The following is a 6,866-nucleotide window of genomic DNA, read 5'->3' on the forward strand; positions in this document are numbered from 1 at the left end:
GCCCGGGATCACGCTGCAAATACTCGCCCAGGCCCACGCGCGTAGGCCTACACAACGCCGTGGGCTTTCCGCTGCAATCCCTAACACTGCTAACCGCACTACCCATCAAACCGGGCGTTAAACCCAACCAACCCCCAATCTATTTCCCATTCCTTTCAAATTTTACAACGTGGTTACTGATGGGCTTTATTGTTTTCAAATAAGCGTAAATTGCTTCCAGATCGGACACTTTCATGCTGCCATATCTCCACCACGGCATAATGGTTTGAAATTCGCCCGGTTTTACCGGTGCCGGCTGCATTTTACCATTGACAAATTGAGTAAAGCGACTTACAAATTGCTCTTTTGTCCAGCTACCAATGCCTGTTTCCTTATCGGGCGTAATATTAGCTGAAAACACTTTGCTTCCACCGGGTACTATATAACCTTGTCCGCCGGCAAAAGCCATAGCCTCGTTCAATTTACCTTTATCTGATTGCGTGTGGCATTCTTTACAGGCCGCGGCGTTAAGCAAATAGGCTCCATATTTAACAGTGTCTTCCGGATTTGGGATATTACCCAACGCAGCTTTTTGCGGCATGGTATGCACAATAACATTCAGCGGAAAATCGAGCTGATGACCCGGATAATTTTTGCCGCTCGGTTTTAAGGTGCGTATATAGGCTATAATGGAATAAAGGTCTTCCCTGTCCATTTTTGCGTAATAAGGCCATGGCATTATCGGAAATATAGCCGACCCATCTTTTTTAACACCAGTGGTCATTGCCCTGAAGATTTCGCCATCAGTCCAGTTACTTAGGTTTAAAGGAGTAATATTAGGCGAATAAACCGTGCCGGGGAAACCTGCTGAAGCATCAAATTTTTCACCGCCGGCACCGGAAACTGTAGAATCTGAAGGGCCTGCAAATTTATCCCAACTGCGGATAGAATGACAATCCAGACAAACCGTTACATTATTGGCCAGATACTTGCCGCGGGCAATGCGTTGTGGCGTGGCATCAACTTTAATAGCTTCGGGTTGGCCCACATTAGGCAATGCCAGGGTTATGTAAGAGACGCCGGCAACAGCAACAAGAACAAGCGCTATAATTGTATAGGCCGTCCATTTTAAAAACTTTTTCATTCAAATTTTTACTAGTGATAGGTTGTAAAATCAAAAAAAGCCGCGAATTAGTTATATCCCCGGCCTCTCCGTTAATTATTATAAGGTCGATCAGTCAACTTTTTTGATAGATGAAGCACCCGATTTATCGTTATTCACGGTAGATGGGGAACCTTTATACTCAATTTCGGAAGCACCACTGGTATGCACATTCAGTGTTTTAAGCACATTGATCTTACAATGTCCAATGCCCGATGTTTCAATATCATAGTCACCAACAACAAAATCAAAGGCGTCTACTTTACCGGCTCCGCTCAGGTCAATTTTGTGCGATGCAGCCTGGCCTGTAAGGTGTACTTCTGTGGCGCCACTGCCATCGGTTGAAACATTGGCCGCGTTAAGGTCAAGCGTAACTTTAGTAGCACCTGAAAGATCAAGCTTGAAATCTTTAGCGTTGACCTTGCCATTAGAATTAACTTCAACCGCACCCGAAGCTTTAATTTCTTCAAGGTTTTTCACGCCGATGTTAATAACCATATCACCAGGATCGCAGAAATTCTTTTTTGATTTAATATGTAATACACCACCTTCAACCGAAGTTGAAATATATTTGATCAGGTTATCGTCGGCTTTGATATCGATAGTTAACGAACTATCCTGTTTCAGGTGTACTTTAAAAGCGCCCGAGATCTCAACTTTTTTAAAATCTTCGGCCTTGCGCTTTTCCGTAGTTTGATTTCCTGAGCCGTGCACACATCTATAATTGCATGATGATAATATGCCGGTAGCTACAAAAGCACTTACTATAGTGAAGGTAAAAAGGTATTTTTTCATGGTTTTGATGTTATGACGCCGGTTGGCAGTTTAGTGTTACATCAAAATTAAAAAAAGCTATCACATTTTAGATGATAGCTTTTGAATATATGATGGACTTTTGTAAAAGTAAGATATTAAAGACCTGCAAATTCGTTTTCAACGGTGTATTTAGCAGGAGCGTTGGTTACCTTATCTGTAAAGTTTACGGCTGCAAATGCGTTATTATTTACAAATGATTCGCGGGTATGGTTCAGAGTGTAAACATCGGCAGTACCGGTAAACTCGGCTTTAGCTTTGTCATTAACGTTTACTGTTGCAGCATAAGTATCAACATTTAATTTAGCAGATGCATTGTCATAAAGATTAACGTTAAGCTCAAGGGCTGCAAGTTTTCCGAATGATTTAACTTCGGCATTGTCATAAGCATTGATAGCTTTAAGATCATTTGCAGTTACCCAAACTACCAGTTTTTCGTTTTTGTACGAGGTGATACGTAAGGTACCGTTGTTGTTTTGTACCAATGCGCTTTCTGAGTAATATTGGTTATAAACTTTAACATTGTCGTTATCGCCGGCAGATACATATACTTCAACGTTACCGCGAACTTCGATCTTATTGATCTTGCTTACGTTGTTTAAAACTACGGCTGCGCCGTTATCTTTTTTGGTTGCTGCGTTAGCTGCAGTTGATACTCCAAGTGCTAAAACTAAAGAGGTTGCGATTGTTAATATTGTAGTTTTCATGATAATTAATATTTTGATTGTCAATTATTTGTGTTTCTATTTCATTTAATACACAGATAAGACGCCCCCATTTTTAAAACGTTACAGGCATTTCGGGCTAATTAGATGTACACCGGGTTTTAGTCGGCGAACAGCGGAATTACATCGGTAAACAGCGGAAGAATTTTTGTGCGCAGATATGCAGATTTCAGATGTGCAGATGAAAAATGATGACGGCAATGCTATTAATGCCATTCGAAACCCTCTTTAATTGGGGCTGCTATAAACGCAAAAAGCGTTATTGTTCAATAACGCTTTATACATTAACAAAAGAAGATATCTATGTCACCTCCGATAGAGTTTATCCCTTCCTCACACCTTTTAAATACAGGTTCAGCTTTTCGATGTTTTGCTTTAAGCCTTCATCAGCTTTAAATGTTTTTACTACCTGTACAAACTGCTCATGCGTTTCAAAAAGCATGTGCCAGCTCAAAAAGGTTTGCTCTCCCCGTTCGTCAAACTCAATGGTTGCAACAAACTTCGGACTGCTGACATGCTCGTATACTATCTTTTTAAGTGGAATAACTTCTTTAAATACACTCTTATTTTTATAATCTGTCCCATCGGGGCCATGCATCACCAAATCCCACTCTCCTCCAGGTTTAATTTCCATTTTACTAATGGTATTAGTGAAGCCGTTGGGCCCCCACCACTGGGCAATATGTTCGGGTTGGGTCCAAACTTCCCATACCAGCTCAACCGGGGCATCTAAAGTTCTGGTTAAGCGCAGTTCACGATCTGCAGTGCTACTTTGATTGTTTTCCATTTCTTTCATTTTTTAGGTTTACTACATATTTCTCAAGATTATCCAATTTATTTTCCCAGTGCTGGCGATATTGATCAACCCAAACTGATATTTCGCCAAGCTGATCAAGCCGGGCTTCGCAGACCCTATCGCGGCCCTGCTGTTTAACGTTTATCAAACCGCAATCGGCCAGGATCTGGATATGCAGTGAAATTGCCTGCCGTGTAACATCAAAGTTTGCAGCTATCGCATTCACGTTATGCGGCTGTGCAGCAATCATATTGATAATCGCTCTTCGGGTGGGGTCGGCTATCGCCTGGTAAACATCTCGTCTGGCTTTCATAATTACGCAAGTAAGTACTTGCAAATATAAATGCAAGCATTTGCTTGCGCAAGTATTTTTTGAAAATAGTTTTATTCAATAAAAAACAAAAAACGTCGCCACCCTATTAAAGGTAACGACGCTCCAGAAAACAATTTGAGGTCAGTTCAATTTACCATGGCAGTTCTTCCCCCAGGTGAATAAAACGGCCGTTAGGGCCATCTTCGCCAATAAGTGCCAGTTCAACACTGGTTTTGGCGCCGTCAGGAACAGTCATGGGTGCATGTTCAACGCTACCCAGTTCTGTTTGTACCCAACCCGGATGGGCCGAGTTTACTTTAATTTTAGTGCCTTTCAACTCGTCGGCCAAAAGAACGGTAAACACATTCAGAGCTGTTTTTGATGCAGCGTATGATAAACGTTTAAAATCAGCTATCGGACTACCTTCAGTTGCATGCAATGTCAATGAACCTAAAATGCTTGAAAGATTAACTATACGACCGGCATCGCTCTTTTTAAGCAGCCGAAGTAACTCGTTAGTAAGGTATACAATGCTAAACAGGTTGGTATTAAAGATATATTCAAATTCATCGGCGGTTGTAGCAACGGTCTTTTTAACAAAAAGATCATCTTCTTTAGGACCGACACCGGCGTTATTTACCAAGATATCCAGTTTGCCAAATTGTTTTTCGATGTAAGCAGCAACTGCTTTTCTTTCACCGGCATTGGTAACATCCAGTTGAACGCCGTATGCTTCAATCCCTTGTTCGGTTAATTGGGTCGCAGTTTCTTTGGCAGCGCTTAGTTTACGGGCAGCCACTATAACGGCCACACCTTTTTCTCCTAATTGTTTGGCGGTTTCAAAACCTATACCGCGATTTGCGCCTGTAATTAAGGCTATTTTTTTTATTGACATGATATTTTTATTTATTGTTGAGTGAATGGTGTGATTAATTAGTTTGCTGCAACATGATCATGGTCGGTACCGGTTGATACTTCAATCCATTGATCAATTTCTTCGCTTGTTTTTTCAGCATTGGCTTTATACATGCCTACAGCATCTTTACCAATAGGTAGGTGCAGCGGAGGGTTTTCATTATGAGCGATATCAACTACCACCCTGGCTAGTTTTCTTGGATCGCCAGGTTGATTACCATGTAGCTGATTTGCTCCTGCCCTCATTGGGCCAACAGTAGCAGCGTAATCATCAATGACGTTTTTTGCGGCGCTGTATGATTCGGCACTCAAGAACTCGGTGCTAAACAAACCCGGTTCCACCACAGTTACTTTAATATTAAGCGGTGCAAGCTCAACGGCAAGGCCTTTTGAAATTCCCTCAACCGCAAATTTTGTAGAACCATATAAAGCCCAGCCAGGTATGGCATCAAAGCCAAACAGGGAAGAAACATTGATGATATGACCTGATCTTTGGGCGCGCAGATGAGGTAACACAGCACGCACTACGTTAAGCAGGCCAAATACATTGGTTTCGTACTGTGCCTTTACTTCGGCATCTGTAGCTTCTTCAATGGCAGTCACAATGCCGTAACCTGCATTATTGATTACCACATCTATTTTACCAAAACGGAGCAAACCTTCGGCAACTGCAGCCTTAACCTGTGCTTCATTGGTTACATCCATAGTAACAACCAATAGGTTAGGATTATCATTTAATGAGGTGGCAAGCTGATCGGCTTTGCTGCGCACGGTTGCTATTACTTTATCACCTGCGGCCAATGCTGTTTTTGCTATCTCTAAACCAAAGCCTTTTGAAGCGCCGGTTACTAATATTACTTTTTGAGTTTTCATGATGTTGTTTGTTTTATTGTGCTTTATTTTTTAGACTTTTTAGTCGTTTTTGTCATTAAAAAAAACCCGTTCCCGGTTATTGTATTTATCTTCATTGCCTCTGATTAAAAACGACCAAAAAGTCTGTTATCAATCAAAAAAAAATTATTTCAACTCGTATTCTTTTAATTCGGTTTTAAGCATGCGTACAAGGCTGTTCATATATCTACTGCTTCCGGTAACCCTTGATACCAGCATCCCGCCTTCCAGCAGTGCAAACATTTTGAGTGCATAATCTGCGGCGTTTATTTCAGGGGATATTTCGCCATCAGCAACGCCTTTATTGATGATCTCAACAAAGTCCTTCTGCCCTGCCTCAATCATTGCTTTAAGTCTCTGTTTAAGGACAGGATTATTATCATCGGCCTCAACACCAAAATTAAGTATCGGACAGCCACCTTCTATGTATGAATCTATCGGGTCTTTATATATATCAATAAAGGCATGGATTTTCTTAATGGCTGTTTTTTCTTTAGCCATAACAGTGTTTACTTTGTCGCTCAATTTATCGAGCAGATAATTAACCATTACGCTGGCAATTTCGTCCTTGCTTTCAAAGTGACCATAAAGCCCACCTTTAGCCATTTTTGTTGCCGCCAAAATATCATCAATGGTAGTACCGGCTATACCTTTTTCATTAAAGATCGGCGCTGCCGTCTCGATAATGAATTGCCTGGTTCTTTCTGCTTTGCCCATTGTTGTTTTTGTTTAACGAATCAAAATTCGACTAAAAAGTCTAAAATAGAAATTATATTTTGTTTGATGACATTAGGATGAAGGAAGGGTTTGTAAATGTTTAAATCCGCGGACCCTGAAGGTAAAATTACATTATGAATAACAGGCCTGTGACCCTGAGCTTGTCGGAGGGTCGCGCGCAGAGGCCTCGCCCACCATGCTTCGAGGACCTACCCATGACATAATAATTTAAGCAGGTACAAGTTCCCTATTTAATTCAAAGGCGAGTTTTTCTAATCGCCTTTGTTTCTGTTCCTTAATGATATTTTCATAGGCTTGCAGCCCTTTTTCCACAAAGTCGGCTCCTTTTACAATTAAACGCCAGTATTGAGCGGCCAGTTTTCTGGCCGTTGCTTTAATAGCTATTGCCGGACCTTTTCTGCCTCTTAATCTTCTTGCAAATGAACCCCAGCCGATATACTTGCTGTTCAATAATCCATGGGCCATTTGTTTGAATATTTGCCCAACGGCCGGTTTACCCTTACTTTTACTTTTGTTCTTTTTCCCTGAACGGTC

General features: G+C 41.3%; 8 protein-coding genes and 1 pseudogene. All 9 read right to left on the reverse strand.

The features are described from left to right. Positions 1-139 precede the first annotated feature (139 nt). Positions 140-1,123, reverse strand: coding sequence for a c-type cytochrome (locus BLS28_RS29850; protein ID WP_091176395.1), 984 nt, complete (start codon positions 1,121-1,123; stop codon positions 140-142). Positions 1,124-1,213: 90 nt separating this feature from the next. Continuing rightward, entirely contained in the window at positions 1,214-1,936 is a 723-nt protein-coding gene (locus BLS28_RS29855) for a head GIN domain-containing protein (protein ID WP_091176397.1), read from the reverse strand. A 116-nt stretch (positions 1,937-2,052) separates the two neighbouring features. After that, the gene (locus tag BLS28_RS29860) at positions 2,053-2,661 is read right to left on the reverse strand and encodes a GIN domain-containing protein (protein ID WP_091176400.1); all 609 of its coding nucleotides are present in this window, start codon (positions 2,659-2,661) and stop codon (positions 2,053-2,055) included. 340 nt (positions 2,662-3,001) lie between these two features. Then, complete coding sequence (locus BLS28_RS29865; RefSeq protein WP_091176413.1) at positions 3,002-3,466, reverse strand: SRPBCC family protein; 465 nt, start codon at positions 3,464-3,466, stop codon at positions 3,002-3,004. Further along, a complete protein-coding gene (locus tag BLS28_RS29870; RefSeq protein ID WP_090524524.1) occupies positions 3,447-3,788 on the reverse strand; it encodes an ArsR/SmtB family transcription factor in 342 nt (113 codons plus the stop codon). The genes BLS28_RS29865 and BLS28_RS29870 overlap by 20 nt, the downstream gene beginning before the upstream one ends. Positions 3,789-3,939: 151 nt before the next feature. Further along, positions 3,940-4,683, reverse strand: coding sequence for an SDR family oxidoreductase (locus BLS28_RS29875; protein ID WP_091176403.1), 744 nt, complete (start codon positions 4,681-4,683; stop codon positions 3,940-3,942). A gap of 38 nt (positions 4,684-4,721) precedes the next feature. Further along, positions 4,722-5,576, reverse strand: a complete 855-nt coding sequence (locus tag BLS28_RS29880; protein ID WP_091176405.1) for an oxidoreductase — start codon at positions 5,574-5,576, stop codon at positions 4,722-4,724. Positions 5,577-5,720: 144 nt separating this feature from the next. Continuing rightward, the gene (locus tag BLS28_RS29885; protein WP_091176408.1) at positions 5,721-6,311 is read right to left on the reverse strand and encodes a TetR/AcrR family transcriptional regulator; all 591 of its coding nucleotides are present in this window, start codon (positions 6,309-6,311) and stop codon (positions 5,721-5,723) included. A gap of 228 nt (positions 6,312-6,539) precedes the next feature. Continuing rightward, a pseudogene (locus BLS28_RS29890) lies at positions 6,540-6,866 on the reverse strand (hypothetical protein); the annotation flags it as partial.

It is taken from the genome of Mucilaginibacter gossypii (assembly GCF_900100945.1).
GTDB classification, from domain to species: Bacteria; Bacteroidota; Bacteroidia; order Sphingobacteriales; family Sphingobacteriaceae; genus Mucilaginibacter; species Mucilaginibacter gossypii.